Origin of the sequence: Oceanobacillus senegalensis (assembly GCF_900176885.1) — a bacterium.
In the GTDB taxonomy this organism is placed as follows: Bacteria; Bacillota; Bacilli; order Bacillales; family Amphibacillaceae; genus Oceanobacillus; species Oceanobacillus senegalensis.
Map to the genome: position 1 here is coordinate 1599232 of NZ_LT839648.1, position 21432 is coordinate 1620663.

Annotated in this window: 20 protein-coding genes and 1 other annotated feature; of the genes, 15 read left to right on the forward strand and 5 right to left on the reverse strand. The window is 36.6% G+C overall.

Translation table 11 applies throughout. The features are described 5' to 3' along the window. Positions 1-10: 10 nt before the first annotated feature. From CAO17_RS07660 to CAO17_RS07700, 10 genes are all read left to right on the forward strand, one after another. Positions 11-118 (forward strand): YjcZ family sporulation protein, encoded by a 108-nt coding sequence (locus CAO17_RS07660; RefSeq protein WP_218775544.1) that lies wholly within the window; start codon positions 11-13, stop codon positions 116-118. Between the two features lie 225 nt (positions 119-343). Next, positions 344-727 (forward strand): hypothetical protein, encoded by a 384-nt coding sequence (locus CAO17_RS07665; protein ID WP_143833735.1) that lies wholly within the window; start codon positions 344-346, stop codon positions 725-727. A gap of 428 nt (positions 728-1155) precedes the next feature. Then, complete coding sequence (locus CAO17_RS07670; RefSeq protein ID WP_245831936.1) at positions 1156-2262, forward strand: DUF2515 domain-containing protein; 1107 nt, start codon at positions 1156-1158, stop codon at positions 2260-2262. Continuing rightward, positions 2189-2647 carry a CBO0543 family protein gene (locus tag CAO17_RS22095; protein WP_425435871.1) on the forward strand — a complete coding sequence of 153 codons (459 nt, stop codon included), beginning with the start codon at positions 2189-2191 and terminating at the stop codon, positions 2645-2647. The genes CAO17_RS07670 and CAO17_RS22095 overlap by 74 nt, the downstream gene beginning before the upstream one ends. Positions 2648-2804: 157 nt before the next feature. Beyond that, entirely contained in the window at positions 2805-3281 is a 477-nt protein-coding gene (locus tag CAO17_RS07675; RefSeq protein WP_179151917.1) for a PAS domain-containing protein, read from the forward strand. Positions 3282-3976: 695 nt separating this feature from the next. Next, on the forward strand, positions 3977-4528 hold the full coding sequence (locus tag CAO17_RS07680; RefSeq protein WP_425435872.1) for an ABC transporter permease: 552 nt from the start codon (positions 3977-3979) through the stop codon (positions 4526-4528). Between the two features lie 14 nt (positions 4529-4542). Further along, positions 4543-5520: an ABC transporter ATP-binding protein gene (locus CAO17_RS07685; protein WP_085992248.1), complete on the forward strand. Its 978-nt coding sequence runs from the start codon at positions 4543-4545 to the stop codon at positions 5518-5520. 10 nt (positions 5521-5530) lie between these two features. Further along, positions 5531-6277 carry an ABC transporter permease gene (locus CAO17_RS07690; RefSeq protein ID WP_085992249.1) on the forward strand — a complete coding sequence of 249 codons (747 nt, stop codon included), beginning with the start codon at positions 5531-5533 and terminating at the stop codon, positions 6275-6277. Between the two features lie 16 nt (positions 6278-6293). After that, positions 6294-7190: an ABC transporter substrate-binding protein gene (locus CAO17_RS07695; RefSeq protein ID WP_085992250.1), complete on the forward strand. Its 897-nt coding sequence runs from the start codon at positions 6294-6296 to the stop codon at positions 7188-7190. Between the two features lie 330 nt (positions 7191-7520). Next, a complete protein-coding gene (locus tag CAO17_RS07700) occupies positions 7521-8081 on the forward strand; it encodes a hypothetical protein (RefSeq protein ID WP_085992251.1) in 561 nt (186 codons plus the stop codon). Between the two features lie 28 nt (positions 8082-8109). Here CAO17_RS07700 and CAO17_RS07705 read toward each other — a convergent pair whose 3' ends face one another. Further along, entirely contained in the window at positions 8110-9522 is a 1413-nt protein-coding gene (locus tag CAO17_RS07705) for a PQQ-dependent sugar dehydrogenase (RefSeq protein ID WP_085992252.1), read from the reverse strand. Positions 9523-9970: 448 nt separating this feature from the next. Continuing rightward, positions 9971-11782 (reverse strand): beta-glucuronidase, encoded by a 1812-nt coding sequence (gene uidA, locus CAO17_RS07710; RefSeq protein WP_085992253.1) that lies wholly within the window; start codon positions 11780-11782, stop codon positions 9971-9973. A 245-nt stretch (positions 11783-12027) separates the two neighbouring features. Between uidA and CAO17_RS07715 the strand changes: the two genes are divergently transcribed. The 4 genes from CAO17_RS07715 to CAO17_RS07730 all read left to right on the forward strand — a co-directional run bounded on the left by CAO17_RS07715 (position 12028) and on the right by CAO17_RS07730 (position 15682). Then, positions 12028-13245 (forward strand): helix-turn-helix transcriptional regulator, encoded by a 1218-nt coding sequence (locus CAO17_RS07715; RefSeq protein WP_085992254.1) that lies wholly within the window; start codon positions 12028-12030, stop codon positions 13243-13245. A gap of 176 nt (positions 13246-13421) precedes the next feature. Beyond that, a complete protein-coding gene (locus tag CAO17_RS07720) occupies positions 13422-14171 on the forward strand; it encodes a methionine ABC transporter ATP-binding protein (protein WP_085992255.1) in 750 nt (249 codons plus the stop codon). Beyond that, positions 14164-14826, forward strand: a complete 663-nt coding sequence (locus CAO17_RS07725) for a methionine ABC transporter permease (RefSeq protein WP_085994434.1) — start codon at positions 14164-14166, stop codon at positions 14824-14826. Before CAO17_RS07720 ends, CAO17_RS07725 begins: the two co-directional genes overlap by 8 nt. A 13-nt stretch (positions 14827-14839) precedes the next feature. Beyond that, positions 14840-15682 (forward strand): MetQ/NlpA family ABC transporter substrate-binding protein, encoded by an 843-nt coding sequence (locus tag CAO17_RS07730; protein WP_085992256.1) that lies wholly within the window; start codon positions 14840-14842, stop codon positions 15680-15682. 312 nt (positions 15683-15994) lie between these two features. Here CAO17_RS07730 and brnQ read toward each other — a convergent pair whose 3' ends face one another. The 3 genes from brnQ to CAO17_RS07745 form a co-directional block, all read right to left on the reverse strand. Continuing rightward, entirely contained in the window at positions 15995-17317 is a 1323-nt protein-coding gene (gene brnQ, locus CAO17_RS07735) for a branched-chain amino acid transport system II carrier protein (RefSeq protein ID WP_085992257.1), read from the reverse strand. Positions 17318-17456: 139 nt separating this feature from the next. After that, positions 17457-17698: a binding site (T-box leader), on the reverse strand. Positions 17699-17894: 196 nt separating this feature from the next. Beyond that, entirely contained in the window at positions 17895-18878 is a 984-nt protein-coding gene (locus tag CAO17_RS07740) for a fumarylacetoacetate hydrolase family protein (protein ID WP_085992258.1), read from the reverse strand. A gap of 20 nt (positions 18879-18898) precedes the next feature. Then, complete coding sequence (locus CAO17_RS07745) at positions 18899-19627, reverse strand: FadR/GntR family transcriptional regulator (RefSeq protein ID WP_085992259.1); 729 nt, start codon at positions 19625-19627, stop codon at positions 18899-18901. Positions 19628-20033: 406 nt separating this feature from the next. On the opposite strand from CAO17_RS07745, the gene CAO17_RS07750 reads away from it, so the two are divergent. After that, positions 20034-21275: a DUF438 domain-containing protein gene (locus CAO17_RS07750; protein ID WP_085992260.1), complete on the forward strand. Its 1242-nt coding sequence runs from the start codon at positions 20034-20036 to the stop codon at positions 21273-21275. Positions 21276-21432 lie beyond the last annotated feature (157 nt).

Genomic DNA, 21432 nt, shown 5'->3' on the forward strand with positions numbered 1-21432 from the left:
AAAGGAGGAAATGAATATGTCTCAAGGAGGATATAACTACGGAAGCGGTTTTGCCTTAATCGTTGTTCTGTTCATCCTACTCATTATTGTGGGAGCAACATGGGGCTACGGTTATTAAAAAGAATGGCTCAATAAAAAGGCTGCAATAAATGCAGCCTTTTGTTTCGTTATAAGAAAAGATTGTTGTCTATATGAAAATAGCCAATCAATGTAAGGTGTCTTCAGCATTTATCATATATTTATATTACATAATTTTCTGCAAAAGGCGGGACAAATGCCCAGTACTTAGGACAACAGTGGAACATAGTATAAACATGTATAACGATTAGGAGGTTAAATGGTAATGAACTCACATTATGATAGGAATATGAATTATCCGACCATGCAAAGTCCAATGCAAGCAGGCACAATGAAAGGGTATGATCATCAAAAGGAAATGTATGATTTTTGTAGAAACTACAAAGATCATTATGTCATGATGGAAACAGATGATGGAAAAGTATATGATGGCATCATTATGAATGTAGAAGCTGACAATGTAGTTATATTAATGCCTGTCGGTGACCAGCGCCCGGAAGAATTCGATGAAAACAGACAATTTGGTTATGGCGGATATGGTTATCCTTATGGAGGTTATGGCCGGTTCCCATTCAGATTTAGAAGATTTCACCGATTTACTTTTCCATTCTTTGGAATAAGACGTTTCTTTTTCCCTTTCTTTTTCTAATCATTTAATTGTTAAATAGACTACTACCATCTCATTTTATGTTCCCAAGTAGACACACAACTTTTGTGGGCATGCATCCATAGTTAAATTTCTAGCATGCCCCTTCATTGACAGATTAGAATAGCCTTCAACTTTTTAAGGTTAGTAATATACTATACGCATCAGTTCCATGTTCATGTAGTGATTATGTCTATTTGTACATCATGATGAAAATATCTTTCGGCCCTTATACTCGCTAACAGTTAGACTACTTAATCCTCTAAATTTTGTAACACAATCATTTATTACAAGAAGGTTTAATACAATAATCTTATACGTAGCCACCCTACAACGTTCCTATTCTCCTTCTTTTATATAGAAGCTTAAATGAACAAAGGGAGGGATAAATCATACTTCCATGCTTAAATAAGAAATTAGAGCACAAAAAGCTGACTCCCAAATTAAAAAACATAAAAAAATATTTAATTCGTAAAAGCAGTAACACCATCAGTGAAAAACAATTAAACCAATCCGAACGTAATATCATACAGTTTATTCAGCTGGAGACAAAAAATAAAAATGTCAACAACATCACGAGAACGAATGCTTATTTAGATTTTTATAAAAAATTCCCTGAAATTCACTGGGCCTTTCTTGGACATATGGTATCCCGAAACGGTGGATGGAACATGACTGATTTAAAAGGAAGTCTATTACCAAGACTTTTATCAATAAACGAGCAGGAACAATTCTTCCTTTTTTTAGAGCGAGGAAATTGGTTAATCTTTCAAGATATTTATCCTCAATTATTGTTATACGAAGAAAGTGTAAAACGAAACACGAACCTGTTCTACCTTTTACCATTGTTCGGCGTTTCTTATTTTATGGAAGTAATTTGGAATTACTTTTACACCAATAAGGATGAATACCTTCTGGCCATAGCTCTGATAATCAATGAACAAAGCTATTTAGAAAAAAGAATCATCCAAAATGCTTATTATCAATCTACTGTATTAGAAACACTAGAATTTAAACTTCAGGAGCTATTAAACTTAAATCAAATCCTCTTTCCTTACTCTGATGAAAAGGAAGTCAAAGTTGTTGGTCAAACGATTCATCAATTCGCTTCTTTACATGATCGGATTATGTTGGGGAAACGTTTATACCAATTACTTTTTCATAAAGAAACGTCCCCCAAATTTTACCAATGGGCGATCCAACACCCCCATACAGGTTCTAGAAAGGATTACTGGATCCATTTATTTAACGATATAGATGAGTCCATACCTGGAACCTCGTATAAGCGAAGAATAAAGAACTGTAGTCTAAAATCAAATTCACCAAAATTATATAGTCCCCAATTATCTTACGCCTGGAACAATATAGAGCAGAAAGCCGCTGAACAGGGTGACTGGTATACAGATTGGAACGTGATCTATTATTTGCAAAAGAATAATCAAAAAGTGAATGGAGATATTTTTGATGAATATTGTGAAACATTGGAGCGAATCGAACTGGCAATCCTCGCAAAAGAAACATTCTCATTGGAAAAATAAAAACACAATCCATGCCTACCTATCTACTGTTATTTTATCTTCCCTAATAGGTACTTATTTAGATCTTCTGATGGTTGGAACAGGTCTGTATTCCTTTCCAATCCGGCCATTCCCGGAAGTATTTTCTATTCATATCATTTTTACACTATGTATCCTGCCCATTTTTTCTGTCTTTGTTATTGCTGTATTAAAAAGATTAACTAGATTGCAAAGATACATATTCATATTCATTTGCAGCTTTATAATATTTGTAGTTGAACAAATTACAGAACTACTAGGATTTTTTACCCACTCCAGTGCCTGGAAGCACGAATTTTCCCTAGTAGGTTATTTTATTTTCATGGTTATGATTTGGAAATTTTACAAGTGGATGGATAGTAAATAGAAGGAACCGCGAGGACAGACCCTCATTTTCCAATTGAAAAAATGTTAGTCCTATAAGTGATATATATCACATAATCAACCCACAGAATTCGTTATAATAAGGATAGTTTCACCTTATGTTAATAATTTCTAATCAATTATATAAAGGAGATATGCAAATGTCTGTAGAAAAATTGTCTGAATTAATTAGTCCTGAAGCTGTGATAAATTTTGAAACTGGTGCAATTAAAGCAAGCACGTTGGATTCCATCATTAATCTTCTGCCCTTTGAAATGGGTTTTTGCGATGAGAACGATATTTTCCGCTGGTATTCAAATAATCCAAACCGTGTACATGGTCGCCGTAAAGAAGCGATTGGTCGTCATGTACTTGAGCTTCACCCAAAAGTGACTCATCACGTTGAAAAATTGTTAAATGATTTCCATTCAGGAGCACGCGACGAATGGGAATTTTGGTTCCCAAAGCGCTCTGGTGAATCTGGTCAAATTTACCAAAAATTCATGGCAGTACGTGACAAAAATGGAAAATACCTGGGCTGCATGGATGTCACCGTTAATCTCGATCTTTTCCAAGGAAAAGAGGGTAAACATACCCCTGAAACGATTGACGAATTTATAGCTGTGAAGCCCGAATAAAAAATACCTATCTCAGTTAAGTTGAAAAACACATGGAATTTCCTATGTGTTTTTCTTTATATTAGAATTAGCGAGTTACTTACAATCAGAATCTGCATTCATAACGATAGAAGATCCATGCGGTAACCTAATTTTTTATTGATTGAATCGTTAAACAGATTTGGACATGAGGTATACATAGCGTACTACTCCATCATATTTCTATGCCTCTCCATTCTGTTTTGTCCTGATTGGGATATTATGTAATACTAGAGCTTTTCTTTGAAATGGTTTAGAAATTGTAGGTTGACCCCATTTGCTAATTTCATCCTCGCTCTAATGACATAGTATTGTCAATTTAAATAGGATGATAATTATCCACAATCCACTTTTATTTTAAGTATATTAAAGTTAATTCGACGATTTTCGCTCGAATTATGGTATTTTCGACATTTTTCAAACATTTTACTCCCAGTATGTACTGTTTATTCAGTATTAACTGTACAAACAGTGTTTGATAAACAAATTTTATAGTGATAGAATCATATTGTTGTTTTTCTTTTGGGTGCTACTCAAAAGTTTTTTTATGAATATTTTTAATGGAGGTGTAAACAATTATTGATTTCTTCAATTACTTTAGTAATAACTATAGTCAAATACTGGAATATACGATAGAGCATGTACAACTAGTTGGACTTGCCATTATTATTTCCATTTTGATTGGTGTTCCCCTTGGTATTTATTTAACGACAAATGAAGACTTGGCTGGAACTGTTCTTCAAATATCTTCTATTATGATGACTATTCCTAGTATCGCCCTATTCGGTATCATGATTCCAATACTATCAACCATTGGACAAGGTATTGGATTTCTCCCCGCCCTAATCGCGCTTGTCCTTTACTCTCAATTGCCAATAATTCGTAATACCTATACAGGAATTAATAATGTTGATCCAAATGTACGTGATGCTGCAAAGGGACTTGGTATGACAACAAGACAGAGATTACTAAAAGTCGAAATCCCTAATGCCATGCCACTTATTATGGCTGGTGTACGAACAGCAACCGTATTAAATATTGGAATTGGAGCTATTGCAGCCTACATAGGAGCTGGAGGTCTTGGTTCATTAATCAACCAAGGAATTTCCAGATCAAACAATACCATGGTACTTGTTGGTGCAGTGGTTGTATCCATACTAGCGATTCTAGTTGATTATCTATTAAAATACATCGAGAAAAGAGTTACTCCAAAAGGAATTAAAAACTAAGAGTAGGTGATAAGGTGATAGAATTTAAGAATGTTTCTAAAGTATATAACGGTAGTGTGAAAGCTATCGATAATATTAACTTTAACGTGGAAAACGGGGAATTTGTTATATTAATTGGTCCGTCTGGTTGTGGGAAAACAACTTTATTACGAATGGTGAACCAATTAGAAGAAATAACCGATGGGGATATTCTCCTTAACAATAAAAGTGTTAAACAATCCAATAAAATTGAGATGCGCCGTAAAATTGGTTATGTTATCCAAAGTAATGGATTATTCCCAAACATGACAATTGAAAAAAATGTCATGATTGTACCTGATTTACTAGGATGGGACCGGAAAAAACAACAAGATCGATTCAACTATTTAATGGAATTAATTGGATTAAATCCAGATGAATACAGAAAAAGGTATCCACATGAACTTTCAGGTGGACAGCAGCAGCGTATAGGTGTTGCACGTGCCCTTGCTGCAGATCCGCCCGTGATGTTAATGGATGAACCTTTTGGAGCACTAGATCCAATCATACGTACCAAATTGCAGGAAGAGTTTTTACAAATTCAAAAAGAAGTGAACAAAACCATCCTGTTTGTCAGTCACGATATTGATGAAGCGGTGAAAATGGGGGATAAAGTTGCCTTACTACGTGGTGGGAAAATGATGCAATATGATAACCCATCTGAGATTCTACATCATCCAGCTAATGATTTTGTTTCCGAATTTGTTGGACAAGATCGCGTACTAAAAAGTACCAGTCTATATTCCGTTAAAGATTTAGCTGATACGATTACCTTAGATTCGTATCAAAAAGCAGATAGTGCTCAAGCAGTTACTGAAGACATTTCTCTTCGTATTGTCATTTCCAAACTGCTTAATCAGGAAACAGATCAGTTAGTAGTTGAGGACAAACAAGGGAATAAATTAGGAAAATTAACACTAGATTTGGTAGAAAAATTCCTTCATAAAGAAGTGAAAGAAACTCCAAATAGATAGGAGTGAAACGATGATTACAAATAAACTAATTAGCCAAATCGTTAAAATCGCTTTTTGGTTGCTTATCATTGCCTTTTTTGCTTGGGTATTTGCGAATGATTTATTTCGACCGATATATGAAGAATTCGACACCTTTCTGAATCTATTAATCGAGCACATAACCATTGTGTTAATATCCGGATTACTAGCAATCATGATATCCATACCACTTGGCATTTTTGTTACGAGAGAGAAATTTCGTAAGTCTGAATTTTGGATAGTCAATATTGCAAATCTTGGTCAAACCATTCCAAGTTTAGCTGTATTGGCACTAGCAATGGGGTTCTTAGGAATCGGAATGCAAGCAGCAATTGTTGCCCTATTCATCTATTCCCTGCTTCCTATATTGCAAAATACGATAGCAGGAATCCAATCCGTAGACGAAAACATGAAAGATGCTGCTCGCGGTATGGGACTAACTCCAGCTCAAATTTTATGGCAAATAGAATTACCAAATGCGGCATCATCTATTATCGCAGGAATTCGTACTGCAATCGTAATTAATATCGGTACTGCTGCACTTGCCTATCTGATTGGAGGCGGCGGTCTAGGAGCTTGGATATTTACTGGAATTAGACTCTTTGATAATTCTTTCTTAATTTCTGGTGCTGTTCCAGTGACATTGCTAGCTATTTTAATCGATTACTTTTTCCGACTTATGCAAAAAGTCTTCGTACCAAAAGGGCTGAGATTAGCCAAACAAACACAAAAGTCATAAAACAAGGAGCAATAAAATGAAAAAACTACAATTACTCATTACCCTATTGATTACTGTAGCTGTACTAGCTGCGTGTGGAGGGGGGAATGACAAACAAATTACCGTTGGAGCGAAAAACTTTACCGAACAATATCTATTAGCTAAAATGACAACGTATATGTTAGAAGAAGAAGGCTTCGATGTGGAAGAAACAACGGACCTAGGTAGTACAGCATTACGACAAGCTTTAGAGAATAAACAAGTAGATATTACCTGGGATTATGTTGGTACTGGTCTAGTAACCTATTTAGGTGAAGATCCAATGACAGATCCTCAAGCAGCTTTTGAGAAATTAAATGAAATGGACCAAGCAGAAAATGATATTGTCTGGACAAACTTAAATGAAGTGGATAATACGTATACACTAATGATGCGTGCTTCCGATGCAGACGAATTAGGTATTACTTCTATTAGTGATTTGGCTGACTATGTAAATAATAACCCTGGAGAACTTACCATGGCTTCGGATGCTGAATTCACTAACCGCGAAGATGGACTACCTGGTGTATATGAAACATATGGTTTTACATTCGAAAATGTCATCGATATGGAAACTGGCTTAAATTACAATGCTTTGCGTGACAATGAAGTAGATGTATCCGTAGGCTTTGCAACCGATGCTCGCATCGATGCTTACGATTTTATCAACCTAGAAGATGATAAATCCTTCTTCCCATCTTATAACGCGGCCGTAGCAATGACAACAGATACTTATGAAAAATACCCAGAAATTGAAGAAATTCTTGCACCACTCTCTGACTTACTAACTAGTGAGATTATGCGAGACTTAAACTATCAAGTGGATATTGAAGAAAAAAGTGTTAACAAGGTAGCCAAAGAGTTCCTAGTAGAAAACGGGTTAATAGAAGGATAATAAAAAGGGATAGTGCTTTAATTAAGGCATTATCCCTTTTTTCTTTATGGGCCATAATATTCGATACCCTTAAGGAAAGATATGTGTAGGACTAATTTTAATTAATGCAAGCATACAGTAACTAGAAAATGTTTCCTCGCCTGTCTGCTAATACCACAAGCATGATATATATTTTTATTGGATTTTGTTAATTCCAATATGATAAGAACAACTATGCGAATAACCATGGCATGAACAATTCACCCACCTATCCTTACGTCCATCGCCCATTGTTCCCTATTCATAAAAAGTAATCTAGTTACGTATCCATCATTTATGGGAGGTGGAAACGTGTATTTTTTTCAACCTATTTCAAATGAGGTTCGTTTGTTTCAAAAAGAATTCCATCACTATAAAAATACGAAGAAACTTATATTAGGATCGATTTTTGCCTGTTTTGCTGCCATTTTCCAAGCTTCTGGAGGTTTTTTACCAGATATAGGATACGTAATCAGTCCTCTTGCCACGGCTCCTATTCTGTTATGTACCATATTTTCCATTCCATCGGGAGTAATGATCTATTTTTTGACCATGATGCTGTTATTCATTATCCAGCCAACGGAACTGATTATATTTCCTTTTACGACAGGATTGTTAGGACTAGGTTTAGGGACAGCTTTTTCCCTTTTTAGGAGGAGAATAAGTATTATTTTTACCGGATCCGTTCTATTAATGATAGGAATATTGAGCCTCCTCTTTATTTTTCACTTTCCCGTTCTAGGACCAGTAGTCTCTAGCACTTTTTCATTTCTTAAGGCTGGTGGTATTTTTGTATTTACGTTTCTTTATAGCTGGTTATGGGTGGAAATTGCTTTATTCATTGTTAAACGGTTAAACAGGTTGATCTCATAACTGTCAATGGAACGATAGCCATTCAAATTCATGAAATGATTTCGAATATAGTTCCTTGGTTAAAATCTGTTACTTCCATAGAGCCATAAACTCCTAAAAATAATCTACTTTGATTTAGGTTGGTTCCCAAACTAACGTAATAAGCTGATGAAGACCCGAAATCATGATTAATTTGAATTTCATTGAAATCATTATGTTTACCATCTGGTCTCATAAAAGTATAGGCTAAAGCTCCTCTCGCCGGTGATTGGGGTTCTTTTTTAACAAAATCTGTAAACACCACACACCCGGTTAAATCTGGAATTCCAGTCCCCATATAAGCCTGAATGCCTGTAAGAGCCGTTCCCTCAAACTTATCGGTTCTAGAATCGGAGTGAAAATAACTTGTTAAAGGGTGAAGACGTTTCCCTGATAGTGCTGCCGCCTCTTGGTAGAAAGCTACTATCTTCTCATTCAAAGATGAATCATTAGAGCAGTCTCTTAAAATCATAGTTGGAAAATCACCTTCCCATCCTCTCCAGCCAAGGTTAATAAAGCCTTCTTGGTCAAGTTTAGTATTCATATCATAAGCTTGAAGAAGCTGTGTGACCGGTATTGGCTTATCATTAACGTATGAAAAGACAGACTCTACCAATTCCTGTCCAACATTTCCAACATATTTAATAAACTGATTGTGAAACTTTTGAAATGAAATGCCAGGAATATTACGAACCCCTTTAGCCGTTACTGTGAGCGTTTCCTGAATGGTTGGGGGAAGTTCATCAAAACGAGTGGCGATGGGAGGATGATGGAAGTATGTATTTTTGTTTACATCCATTTCTATGATTTTTCCGGCGATTTCGATATCTTCCTGACTTAGGTTAAACGGGTCAAAGCCTGATCCGCCATCTCCAGTTGTTATCACAAGCTTTCCTATTTCAGGTGAAAAGTTTAAACTATTGACACCATTATGATTAGAAAAAGGTCTTCGTAAATTAAGTAATGTGCGTCGTTTTTGAGGATGGCCGTTTAAATTTAGAATCCATTCTTCAATCGTATCCACATGATCATACTGCGTCCCTCTATTTTCCCACTTTAGGTTTAATGTATTTGGATCACATGGATTAGGAGTAAACGAATCAGGTAAAGCACCTGGACCTTGAGTTCCGGCCACGGAATAATGAAGATAAAAGATGCCATTATAGTAAAATTCGGGATGAAACGCTAACCCTAGTAATCCACGTTCATCGTATCCTCCGCCAGAGACACCTAGCTTTAGGATGAGTGGTCGAATATCTAAGAACGTTCTAATGTCCCCATTTCCAATGAAAAAGATTTCTCCTACTTGGGTTGCAATAAATAACCTTTCCACGGAGTCACCTGGTAGGATTGCCGTCTTCAAAACAGTGGGTAAATTTATCTTATTTACAATGGGCCGTAATCTAACTGTCACCTTTTTCAACAACGGACCCTCCCTCTAATGGTTTACTTTTATAAGAATATGATAAAATTGTGGTTCCGATGCACCATGTTTTTGTATCACATTAAAACCCTCCCAACCATACAAGAAGAAAAACTGGCATAAAAAAACTGTAACCAGCCATGATAATAGCCGGTTACAGTTTTTTTCATCTTATTATACTGCATTTAGTTCTGATCCTTATCAGAATTCGTATTCTCTGTTTTACTTTGTGCTTTCACTGTTGCTAGCTCTGATTGAATTTCTTCCATTTTCTTATCGGTTAATTTATAGAATTTCATACATGTAAGGAAAACCCCTAACAATAATGCTGGTAAACCAAATGCTAGGATTAAAATAAAAGTGCTTTTTATGCTTTTTCATAAAACATTCTATGGAAATAGGGGTAAAAAAACCTCGTAAAATAAACTTTTACGAGGTTTTTTGCATATTATTTTTTATATCCTAAATTTGGAATCTCTTTCCAACGTTCACTTAAATAACGTACAACCATTTTCGGTTCTCTTGCTCTTGTAAAGATACCTTTTTTATTCCCTTGAACACGCATGATTCCAAATTTCGTTTGGAAATCAGCGAAATTCCACAATTGTTCCCCAACAAAGTTCGGAATTTCATCAAATACTTTACTATTCATGCGATAGTAATCTTCTTGATATTCTTCACTAAATGGTTCACCAGACATACTATGCATACCCGCAACGGTATCTGCACCATACTCGGTATACATAATTGGTTTTTCAGGATATTTTTCCTGCCACGCTTGTAGCTCTTTACGTGTTTCTTCCTCTGCTGTTTCCAAATCACCATGTTGTATATACCATCCGTAGTAACGGTTTAAAGCAATCACGTCATATAAATCGGCACATTTTTCCGTTTTTGGATTGGCCATCATGATAAGAACATTTGTTAGTGGACGATTTTGTGGATCTAACTCACGTGCAAGATTGAATAACGGTTCGAAATATTCATAAGCACCTTTTGAATACGTAGCAGACTCATTGGCAATAGACCAAATGACAACACTAGGATGGTTTTTGTCACGCTTAATTAATTCACGAATCACTTGTTCATGTGCTTCTGAAGTATTCATTGTACTCCATGTATCGTCCTCAAAATCCTCTTTTTCTAACATGGATACATCAAAATTGAAGGACGCCATTAAACCAACAGCTGGTGTTTCATCAATCACCACAATTCCTTCACGATCACATAAACGCATCATCTCTTCTGAATACGGGTAATGGGACGTACGGAAGGAGTTGGCACCCATTTCTTTCATTAGGTTGATGTCAAGAACATTATACACTTCATCCATTCCTCTACCATGAGCATATGTGTCCTCATGCTTACCGAACCCTTTGAAGTAGAACGCTTCCCCATTAATTAAGAATTTACCATCCTTCACTTCTACCTTACGCACACCAAATGGTTCTTCATAGACATCCTCTACTTCCCTATTATTTAGTCCTTCCACGCGTGCTGTATAAAGATAGGCATTCATTGGTTGCCATAATTTTACATTTTCTAGTACCGCACTAGATTCCGTACCTGTAGCTTGAGCCACTTCTTTACCAGCTTCATCAAGGACGGTCACTCGTATTTCATCAAATACGCCACCAGTTTGGACCGTAAATTGTACATTTGCTTGTTTTTTCTGCAAATCAACTTCAGGAACAATAACAATATCTTCAATATAGTTTTTTGGTGTTGAATAGATTTTTACCGGACGATGTAAACCAGCATAGTTAAAGAAGTCAAAGTTCTCATCAACTTTACGTACTAGTTTTCCGTTTTCATCCGTTGTTTCACTATAATTACCAACTGGCAATGTCGTATAATCTAAAATATTACTCAATTTTACGGTTAAGCGGTTCGTACCCTGTACTAAATAATCATTAATTTCTGCTTCAAATGGCATAAATCCACCTTTATGATGAACGACAAACTCTCCATTAACATAAACCCATGCCTCGTGTGTAGCAGAACCAAAACGTAATACTAGTCTTTCATTTTGTAAAGCTTTCGCAATTGTAAATTCCTTTTCATAATAGAAAAAACCACTATGTTCACGAACTTCTTGTCTAACTGCTTGATCATTAAACGAAGCAGGAACCGCCATCGATTCACTTGTTGGTAGCGGCTGAGTCACATCCACTTCCTTTACTTCGTCATCTATCATAAAATTCCAAACTCCGCTTAAATCCATTACGACACGGCTATTTGTAGCTACTGGATATAACATAATTTTTCCTCCATTCATGTATCATACAAAGTTGCAAATGAATCCTAATCTTTTTATTGAATGAGAATCCATTCATAATCGTATCCAAATTCATGAAATAGATACTTTCTTTTTAAGCTTGTTTGTGTTTACATTTTGTATTATAGTAAATTTCGCGATATAATCATCGTATCATTTTTACTATTATAGTAATTTTATTGCTGTTTTTCATTTTTCTAGTCAAATTTAGTAGAAAGGTAGATTTTATGGAGGAAAAATTAGAAAGAATATCCCAAATGATACACTCTATCACAAAAATTGATATCCGTTGGTATGATTATGATGGAAATATGATATACCCATTAATCAATCATTCCATCCCTAGCGTTTTAAACCAACCAGATAATGAGTGTTTCCATATAAATGAGGTCCTAAGAAAGAACCAACGCAATCATTACTACCATTATATCAATACATACGGACTTGAATACATTACAGTAGGTATCTGGAGAAGTAATTCATTTCATGGTAGTATCGTCATCGGTCCAATCATTACAAGTATTTCCGTAATGGATCTGATAAGTGATATTATTTCTAAAAACAATCTCCCTATCGGTAAGCGGAAGCAATTGGAAGAATTTTATCAGTCGTTACCAGTTTTAAGTCAGACGGAATGTAAACATATCGGAGAACTGCTTGTAAATATGAGTCATCATGATTTTATGAATGCTCAGAAAATATCATCTCCTACCCTGAAACCAGCACCTAACCAACATATCAGAAAGATGGATATGGAAGGAGATAAACAGATTATCGAAAATAGATATGAATATCAGAATAAGCTAATGAATGCTATAACAAAAGGAAATAAAGTAGAAGTAAATCACTTACTCCATTCCATGTCCGAACTCGTGGCGTTTTCGGATCGAGTTCCGGGAAAACCTATTCGGTCTTTTAAAAATATTGCATTTGTCATGAACACATTGTCTCGTGTCGCTGCAGAAAGAAGTGGCGTCCACCCCATTTATCTGCATAATATTTCGGAAAGATTTGCGATTTTGATTGAACGTACTACGAATATTCCAAAATTAAAAAAACTAATGGTTCTTATGGCGAATGATTACTGTGATCTTGTAATAACTTTCTCTTCGGGACATTATAGCCCAATGATAAAAAAGGCTGTGGATTATATCCAACTAAATTTAGGAGAGGAATCACTAAGTCTTCATTATATAGCGAAACAAATACACGTTAATCCTTCCCATCTTTCACGAAAATTTAAAGAAGATACCGGAATGACCTTAACAGAATTTATTCAACGAAAAAGAGTAGACGAAGCAAAATTATATTTACAAAAAGGCAATTTATCGGTTACAGATATTGCTTATATGGTAGGTTTTAATGACCTCAATTACTTTAGCAAAGTATTTAAAAAATTAAACAACCAAACGCCATCACAGTATGCGAAAGAGAGAAAGATGTAGGTTACGTTTGGATTGGAAGGGTTAGGTAAAAAAGTGCAACTAGCTAATATTTCATTGGTTGTGCCTTAATCTAATGACCCTTATCGTCAAAATCTGACAATGAATGACAACGACGTGAGGATAAGGTATAATAAATATGTTTTGAATCACCTTTCATTTGAGGAAGGGGTTTTTTTATGATTACCTTACATAATGTCAGCAAACGGTTCGGTTCATTTGAAGCCATTCAGTCGGTATCATTACGTATAAAGTCAGGCGAAATTCATGGGGTTATTGGCGCGAGTGGTGCAGGGAAATCAACATTGCTGCGTATGATGAACTTCATCGAACAGCCTGACGAAGGAGAAGTGATCATCGATGGAGATACACTAAACCATTTAAAAGGGAAGCGAATTCGTCAGATACGTCAATCGTTGGCTATGATTTTCCAAGGGTACCATTTGGTCGGAAATAAAACGGTTTTCGATAATGTCGTTGTACCATTAGAATTAGCTAAAGTTCCGAAAAAAAGACGGACAGAACAAGTAATGGAGAGTTTGCGGTTTGTTGGCCTCGAGAGGTTAAAAGATCAGTATCCGGGGCAGCTTAGTGGAGGTCAAAAACAACGTGTCGCTATTGCACGAGCAATTGTCAACCAACCTAAGGTGCTGTTATGTGATGAACCCACGTCATCACTCGACCCGAATACGACGGCAGAAGTGCTCGAAGTGTTAGAGCGGATCAATCAAGAATTTGGTGTCACCATTGTCATCGTTAGTCACGAAATGGAAGTAATTAAAAGCATCTGTGAACGAGTGACGGTTATGGCAGATGGCCGAGTTTATGAAGAAATGGAGATTAATCCTACCGGTGTACATAAAATGGAACACAGCGCTGAAGGGTTTATCAAACGATTGAAATCAAGTGGTGACGATAATGATGCCTGATATATTAGTTGAATATCAAACGGAGATTTGGGTGTCGATTGGTGAAACATTTATTATGGTTGGTTTTTCCATACTAGCAGCATTGTTAGTCGGGCTTCCAGTTGGGACCTTCCTATTCTTGTGTCGAAAAGGGCAATTACTTGAAAATAAATTTGTTTTTTCATCATTGAACTTAATTGTAAATATTATTCGTTCGTTTCCATTCTTGTTACTCGTTATCTTTTTGATTCCGTTCACCCGTTTTATTATTGGAACAGCGATTGGTACAGCAGCAGCAACGGTTCCTATGACGGTTATCGCAATCGCACACTACTCTCGTCTTGTAGAGCAATCCCTTCTCGATGTCCCTAAAGGCGTGATGGAAGCGGCTGTTTCGATGGGCGCGTCGGTTAAAGATATTATTTTTAAATTTTTGTACGTGGAAGCACGCTCAGCGCTCGTCTTAAGTATGACGACATCCACGATTAGTTTTATTTCCTACTCGACGATCATGGGTGTCGTCGGCGGTGGGGGTATCGGTGATTTCGCCATCCGTTATGGTTACCAACAATTTCGAACCGATTTGATGATTTATATTATCATTATTATGGTAATATTTGTTCAACTCATTCAATTTGCCGGCATTACATTAGCAAGAAAAATAGACAAACGATAAGGAGAGATCATGGATGAAAAAATGGCTCATGACCATGATGGTGGTCCTAGCATCTGTGCTAGTCGCGTGTAGCGGCAGCAACGACAGTGAGAATACTGAAAAGTCAAGTGAAGACAATACTAATGACGAAAATAAAGAGCAAACCATAAGAGTTGCAGTCGTTGAATCCCCTATGTTAGACATTGTTGAAATTGCAAAGGAAAATCTCGCTGAAGAAAATATTGAAGTAGAGATCGTTGAAATGGGTGACTATATTCAACCAAATGCAGCGTTAGCAAACAAAGAGGTTGATGCAAACTTCTCACAACATGTCCCATTCATGGAGCAGTTCAACGAAAACTCAGATGCTAGTTTAACAGAGGTTCAGCCTATTTATTATGCTAATTTCGGGCTTTATGCACAAGAATACGATAGCGTGGAAGAGTTTCCTGAAGATGCAACCATTGGTATTGCAAATGACCCATCCAACGTCGATCGTTCCCTACGCCTGTTAGCTTCACATCATTTAATAGAATTGAACGAAATTGATGACGGACAGTACGGATTAGATGATATTAAAGAAGGCTCACACAACTTTAGTTTTGAGCAAGCGGGTATTACTGCATTAACTCGTTTATATGAGGATTTTGATGGCATTATCGTTAACCCTACCCACGCGGATAACTTAGGTTTAACTCCGGCTGACGATGCCCTCATTACGGAAAAAGAAGATAATAAATTCGCGATTACATTAGTTGCACGTGAAGATAATGCTGATTCAGAATTGATCCAACAATTAGCGGACGCGATGACGAGCGAAGACGTTCGCGAGTTTTTAAATTCCCGTGAAGGAAAAGCATCTATTCCTGCCTTCTAAAATTAAATCGTCCATCATTTCTCTGACATATTAGTATAAGCGTCAGAGCTAGTATTTCTGTCAAGTAGATCAAAAAGGCTAAAGATCCATTACGCATTAATTTTTTGCTTATATTAAGTTGGTGCTAGTGATCTTTAGCCTTTTTTATGTTTGTGTACATCCATATATCTACCAGTTGATAGACATCTTTTATGGTACAGGGTTTCTGGGGAACGATACTAAAAAGGCTACCCCCTTGATGGAAGAGAGTGCCCTTTTATTTTGGATGTTCTTCCTTTTAGAGAACAGCCTTAATAATATAGTTTTAAAAATCTATTTTAATGTAATAGCCTCTTGACCGCGCCCGTGTAACACAAACCGATCAATCACGTACCCCGAAGTTGCACCGACTACCGCAGGAACAATCCATCCTAATCCTAAATCAAAGAATGGGACAAAACCAATCACTTGTGCAAAACCATCTACATTAACTCCAAGATTTGCTAACACATCATAGAGCGCATAAACAAAGGTCAAGGCAATCGACGCACGATACATTGTTTTTCCTTTTCCAATAAAAGGAGTTAGTAGGGATAGCATCATCAGGACAATCGCAATCGGATAGATAAATACTAAGATGGGAACAGCAATATCTAAGATTGCATTTAGTCCAAGACTAGAAATCGCAAATCCGACGAAAGTTAGAACTCTAACATATGTTTTATAACTAAATTTCGGATATAAACCTTGGAAAAAGCTTGCACTTGCATTGATGAGACCTACACATGTCGTTAAACACGCAAGGATAACAATGATACTAAACAGCAAACTACCCGTATTTCCAAACAATAACTGAGAAGCTGTCGTTAAGATTTCCGCACCATTCGTGAATTGTCCTGCTTGTGGCAAAACAGCTCCAATCCATCCTAAACAAATGTAAACCGCTGCAAGTCCCAATACGGCAACAATACCGGCACCGACACTTCCTTTAATCTTTTCATTTTTCGATTGGATCCCATAGTCTTTAAACGCATTGATGACAACAATTCCAAAGGCCAGCGCTGCCACTGCATCCATCGTGAAATACCCTTCAATGAACCCCGTGACAAACGGATTGGCCTCATATTTTGCGGTTACTGGACCTGTTACATTTTGTAATAAATAAAAAGCACGGATGAACAGGATTGCAAGCGCAATAAGTAGAATTGGTGTAAGCCATTGGCCTATACGTTCCACTAATTTTTGTGGATTTAGACAAATATAATATGCCGCAGCGAAAAATAAAACGGTAAAAAGAATAAGTGGTCCTCCCCCATTATTATCAAAATACGGCTGGAAACCTAATTCGAAAGCCACGTTTGCCGCACGTGGGATGGCATAAAATGCACCGATGGAAAGATAAATGATTACAGCAAACACCACACCGAATACTTTATGGACACGACTACCGATTGTAACTAATCCTCCATCAACCGTAACAACAGCAAGTACCGCAATAAAGGGAAGCAATACACCAGTTGCAAGGAAACCAGCCATTGCTGGTGTAAAATTACCGCCTGACTCTAAGCCCAATAGTGGCGGAAAAATTAAATTTCCAGCACCAAAGAATAACGAAAATAGCATTAAACCTGTAAATAACACTTGCTTATTACTCATTTTTTCCACTCCTAATCCTGTTGAAAGTAAATTTCTCAGATGATTGGAACAGAGAGTAACTAGTAACCTTAAGCAGTTTAAACCTAGTTACCGGCGCCTGGAAACTAGTATTTTAAAAGACAAAAAACTCGCCCCTATAAAAAGGGACGAGTTTGTGCTCGCGTTACCACCCATATTTCATATGCGTTAATTTGCATACGACTCTCTGCCACGTACAATCATACATGCTCCCAGTAACGGGGGATACCGTCAATACTTACTTTGTTCAGCATTGCACCTCAGGGATGATTTTCAGAAATAAGTTGTTCATCGACTCCCACCAAACGCCGACTCTCTGAAGAACAAGGGTTATAACCTACTCTTTCCCATCATTGATTTTGAATGTTTGAAAATAGTTTAACTAAATAATTACTTTTCGTCAATAGGTTTTTTGAATAAAAATAAATTAGAATGTTCAAACGTTTAAGGGAACAGGTTAAGAACCAACCATTTGACTTTAGCTCTTAGACGATGAAGCGAAATTGTAAACGCATATTTCTTGCAATAAAAATAGGTGCTTTAAGAAGCACCACGAAAATTATTCTGCTGTCACTAAGGAGTGAGAAATAACAACATTTCTTTGTTCTCCTAAATTGATTTTACCATCCTTACTCTTGATTGAAGCACGAACGACATCGCCCTCTTTTAGGTATTTGTTACCGTTTTTCAGCTGATTTTCTACTAATGTTTTTCGTTTACTCTCCACAGACTGAGTGGGGTCTGACACTTGTTTTAATAAATCAGGAGTTAAATTCATCGCAACTCCACCCGTCGTTCCAGATAGAACCATATCTCCTTTCGATAAATCCATGACTTGAGACACATCTGTCAAAGTTTCTGCCGGTTTATAGAGTAACTGATTCGTACTTGCAGATTGACGTAACTCATCATTGACCCAAAGATTTAATTCAAGATCATGGATGCGAGGGACCTCCTCTTTGTCTAGTAAGTATAGAATTGGCCCTGTAGGACAAAACGTACGATAGCTTTTTCCTCTAAGCCACTGACCTTGAACGAACTGTACGTCACGTGCTGAAACATCATTTGTTAAAACAATCCCAGCTAAATATTCATGCAAGTTATCATCTGTTACTTCTATAGCTTCATTAATATTCGAACCGATAACCAACCCTAATTCAATCTCATAATCTAGCAATTCAACATTAGAAGGACGAATTATTTCGGAATACGCACCACTAAGAGAGCTATCTGCTTTACTAAATAGCAAATTAAATGGTGGACGATTCGCTTCCATACCAGACTCTGTACGATGACTAGAATAATTAGCCCCCTGGCAAATAATCCTTGCCGGTTTCGTCACGGGACTTAATAAGGTAACATCATCAAATGAAACGCTCTCAGCACTTGTATCCTCTAATATTCTTTGTGCTTCCTCCTGTCCTTTCTCTAAAAAGTCTGCTAGAGTTGGATAATTCCCTTTTACTAGTTTGATTCGATTTTCTTCCACTACTCCCCATTTCTCTGTGTGATTTTTTTCAAATCGAACAACTTGCATCCCCATCATGCCTCTCCTCCTACTTTTTACTTGTTTTGATCTAGTAGCGTTTTTTCAAATAATAATTGAACCCTTAAAATCATATCGGTCATAACCGTTTTAGCTCTCTCTTCATCACCGGACATAATAGCATCGTATAAATCATGATGCCTATTTAATACCTCTAAGGTTGGTTTTTTCTGTTGTAATTCAGGATGTTCATGTAGAGCTTCCATACTTTTTTCTCTGCTGATAATGAGCCCTTTATGTAATAATTTAAGCAAGCTGATCATCAAGGAATTATGCGAGGCTTCGATAATTCGTAAATGAAAGTTATAATCTGCTTTAGCCCATTTTTTCGTATCGTTTATCGTATCTTTTAGTTGTTGAAAGCAGATAGTGATTCCTTCTTTATCCTCTTCTGAAGCGTTTCTTGCTGCTAACCTAGCCGCTACTGGCTCAATCCCCAGGCGTATATTGGTCAAATCAAGAAAGAACGCTCCATCTCCTCCTTGGTTGTCACCAATCCATGTCATGACATCCAAATCCCACCATTGCCAATCACTCGTTGGCAGGACTACTGTTCCTGAACGTTTAGTGGATCGAACCATTTTCCGAGTGGATAATCCTTGAAGGGCTTCTCGTACCACCGTCCGACTTACCCCATAATCCTCACTTAAATCTTCTACTTTTGGTAGTTTTTCACCTGGTTTTATTGCACCATTAACTATTTTTCTACCAATTATGCTTACAATCTCATCGCTTCTATTTCTCATTCATCCATCTCCTTTTCGATTAGGAAAAATCCCCCCCTTATACCTGTTTTCCTAATAAATAATATTTATCAATATTTTCAGATAAATATTATTTGTTCACATCTTACTTGCATCCTTGTTATTTGTCAATTATTTTTTTCAGAAAAATATTTAAGTTTAGAACGTAAGGACATCGCTTTAATCTCAAATATTTTCTTACCAACTAATACAGAAAAGTAAAAGTCCGGGGATCAGTGACTCATATCACAGAGTTATCCCGTAATGATGCGATATAATAAATATGGTTCCATCTATAAGTGTTGAAGACATAATAGGAATCGTGTTTTTTAAAGGCAGTTACTAAGAAATTGTTCCCTATTGCTCCGCTTAACAGCCCTTAAAAAGAGCATCATATGGAGGCTAAAAAATGGTTCAAGCACACTTAGATATCAAACAAATAAATAAGGTAAAAGATTTATTACTCCGATTACTTCATGGGGAGTCCGAAAAGAACGTTCAAGAGGATGTTGATCAGCATATTCAGTACTCAGATACTGTAGACATTTTATTGATTTTGCAAGAATTAAAAGCTGCAGATAATGGCATTACAATGAAAGAGATTAAGAAGTTTTTTGACATCTATCATTCCCTATACGGTCAATCGTTACAAAACATCCTTGTTACAAAATCGCAACATCCAAGTCATCCTATTCAAATCTTTAATGAGGAAAACCGGGTATTTGAGCGTCTATTAACACGAATAAATTGCCTACTCAAAGCTATTGAAAAAGATTCACAACACCCGACAGATCCACTTATTGATGACATGAACCAATTAGGGCAAATGTACAGTCATTACAATCGTAAAGAAAAACTCTTTTTCCCTATACTAGAGCGTTATCGTATTTATACCCCGACTCGTACGATGTGGGCTGATGATGATCGCATTCGCACGTTATATAAAGGGGCCAAAAGAATAATGGAGAAAATTCCGCACATCGATTTTCCATACGTCAAACAAGCTTATCAAGATTTAGAAAAGGCATGTCATGACATGATTCAGCAAGAAGAATACTTCTTATTACCTATCGCCCAGTCCATTTTTAAAGAAGCTGACTGGAGTGCCATCGCAAAGGAAAGTAAAGCATTTGGATTTGCCATTAATGAACCTGATGAAGATTGGATCCCTGAAAACAAGTTATCTACGGATGATCAAGTAAAGACAACGAACACAACGAATAAAGAACATTTGCGATTTGGTGGGGGTTACTTAACCCTTAAAGAAGCCAACCATATTCTGAACAACCTGCCACTTGAAATAACGTTCGTGGATAAAAATGGGATCTTCAAATATTTCAATGAAATCGTGGAATCATCAAAGATGATGTTTATACGTACACCCATTTCGATTGGCCGAAATGTCGCAAATTGTCATCCTCCTAAGAGTTTGCAGAAAGTTATGCAAGTCATCCGTGACCTTAAGACAAAGAAGCGGTCATCAGAAACGATGTGGTTTAAAAAGAAAGATCAATATATTCATGTTACGTATAAAGGTGTGTTCGATGAAGACGGAGAGTACTTAGGAATCTTAGAATATGTACAAGATATTCAACCATTTCTGGACTTACCCTGTGAGGTTAAAAGAGGATTAAGCGTGGACAAACAATGAAGGTCAAAGGCAGCAACAACTAGTTCCACGGATTGGCGCATTGAAATCAGTTGAATACTCAGTTTCCTAGTCTACTTACGCGGGTTTTTAATAAGTAATTACGGATAAATGTAGCAATTACATAAAGTGGATACCCTTGTTAGAAAGAATATCCACT